Raw genomic sequence first — 671 nt, 5'->3', positions numbered from 1 at the left:
GGTTCAACTTCTTTCCCCGTTACGACATGCCAGCGAATGCGTTCTGCGTCCGTTTGAAACAGCCCATTTGACATAATGGCTTCACTAACCTTGGCATATTTTTCAGGGTATACCGCCCGTGTTTTATAAAAGAAGTTAAACCATCCCCCGGGGTCGTCTCTGATATAGCGACTGTCGAACAATTTCATATTTTCCTCGAACAATTTACGGGCTTTTTCCGAAACATCCCGAAGGTCGTATAACAGATTCAATGCATAGGGATAACAGCAGGATGTCCGTAACAGTTGTAATTCGGTCAGGAGAACTACTTTTTCGATCATCTCTTTAATTTTATCCTGCCTCCCGCTATTCCTGATCCGGATGCAAAAATACCTTCCTATCCCGATTATCTGTTTGAATGAAGACAAATCTACAAATGTTGACATGTGTCTGGAGAGGATATTGTCGAAATCTTCCAGGATTTCATCCGGATTGGCGTCAAAATAGTTGTTCTGTATCGTATAGGCGATCCCCGTTCCCATGCCGCTCAGTCCATAGGGATAATTAACCGGACTTTTCCCTTTCATCTGCCTTTGGGCTTCTTCGATTAAACCGAAAGCGAAATCGCAGTATATCTCCTGTTGGGACCAACGGGCATAATGGCACAAGAATACGGCGATCCCGATCTTTCC

At 44.3% G+C, this 671-nt stretch carries 1 pseudogene; it reads right to left on the bottom strand.

Annotation, left to right across the window (positions count from 1 at the left end):
• Nucleotides 1-671: pseudogene (locus D7D25_RS18120) on the bottom strand (hypothetical protein); the annotation flags it as partial.

Source organism: Proteiniphilum sp. X52 (genome assembly GCF_003712195.1).
Classification (GTDB): Bacteria; Bacteroidota; Bacteroidia; order Bacteroidales; family Dysgonomonadaceae; genus Proteiniphilum.
The sequence above is the reverse complement of the archived record's forward strand: the minus strand, read 5'-3'. Positions and strand labels throughout refer to the sequence as shown.